This is a genomic window from Oleiphilus sp. HI0132 (assembly GCF_001635845.1).
In genome coordinates, this window is the sequence record NZ_LWGJ01001882.1 from 1 (window position 1) to 1,443 (window position 1,443).

Sequence of the window (1,443 nt, forward strand, 5' to 3'; positions counted from 1 at the left end):
TTTCACGTTGTTGTCATGGAAGGTCGTAATCGAGAGGTTCGTCGCTTATGGGAGTCTCAGGAAGTTCAGGTAAGCAGGCTTAAGCGTGTACGCTACGGCTGTATATTTATGCCAAGTCGTTTAAAGGTTGGCGCCTGGGAAGAGCTTAAGGTTAAGGATATTAACGAATTGCGAGATTTGGTTAACTTGCCTCCTATCAAGCATAGGCAGAAAACTAGTCAGGAAATCGCTAAAGAAAGCAGGGCACACACTAAAGCGGTTAAGAAAGGCGTTAAGCAAGCTCGACGTCCTAGTAAGCGGAGATAGTGATTTTAAAAATCTCCCTAATGTAAGAAAGTTGCTGTAAGCCCCAGATTTTGTTGATTATTTATACAAAAATCACGCTTTTAAGAAATACTGCATTTTCTTTACAATAAAGTGTTGACGACCATCAGTTAAGGCGATAATATTCGCGCCGTTGATGAAGTTCCCCGATAACTCAGTTGGTAGAGTAGCGGACTGTTAATCCGTTTGTCGCTGGTTCGAGCCCAGCTCGGGGAGCCAACTTCATAACCCTCAAGCACAAATACTTCCCTAAAATTTCCCCAAATTTAGATTCTACTAAACACTAAGATACGCGCCGGTGTTTTCGAATTGATGCTTTTTGTTGGTCTGTAAAATGAAGCTTCTGAGACTATTCAACTATTGCAACGGACTTGATTTGGGCCCATACCTTTAGTCCGGCAATTAAATTTAGTTGGTGAACGGATTTTCGAGTTACTCGGGCAATTAACTTGCTGCAACCAATATTTAAACTTACTAAAGCCATAGAAGAATCTTTTTCATCTATTTCGTCGATTACTGCCGGTAATAGATTAAGAATGCTACTGTTTTTCGATTGACTTAAAGTGATGCTGACATCCTTTGCTAATATACGCACTCTAAGTTCTGCGCCATGCCCTAGCCCCTTATTGTGAATCCATATGCGTTCGCCTTCAAAGTCTACGGCTGCGAGGTTCCATTGTTCATCTAGCTCGTTAACTCGCCCTTGGATGATAATACCTGTTTCATTTCCTAAATAGTCGGCTGTCTCTAGATTAGAAAGCACATCTGAAACCTTACCTTGAGTGCTAAGCTTTCCGTTTTCAAGTATTACTAAGTTGTCAGCAAGTTTAGCGACTTCGTTTACCGAGTGAGTGACGTATAAAATTGGTATACGAAATTCTGATCGAATCTTTTGAACGTAGGGAAGGATTTCGAGTTTTCTGGCTTTATCTAAAGAAGCTAATGGCTCATCCATTAATAAGAGTTCAGGCTGAACAAGTAAAGCTCTGGCAATCGCAACTCGCTGGCGTTCTCCTCCTGATAATTCATCGGGCTTCTTGTTTAGAAGAGCTTCGATTCCGAGAATTGAAAGAACATGCTCGATACTGATACGCTTTGCGCTGCTTTTGCTGGCGCGCT

1 protein-coding gene, 1 tRNA gene and 1 pseudogene are annotated in these 1,443 nt (G+C 41.7%); 2 read left to right on the forward strand and 1 reads right to left on the reverse strand.

Going from position 1 to position 1,443, the window contains the following annotated elements; genetic code table 11:
* A pseudogene (locus tag A3766_RS32380) lies at nt 1-306 on the forward strand (23S rRNA pseudouridylate synthase B); the annotation flags it as partial.
* Between the two features lie 161 nt (nt 307-467).
* Nucleotides 468-543, forward strand: a tRNA-Asn gene (locus A3766_RS28435).
* 130 nt (nt 544-673) lie between these two features.
* Here the strand turns inward: A3766_RS28435 and A3766_RS28440 are convergent.
* The coding region (locus A3766_RS28440; RefSeq protein ID WP_156509222.1) for a molybdenum ABC transporter ATP-binding protein at nt 674-1,443 on the reverse strand (770 nt) is incomplete at its 5' end.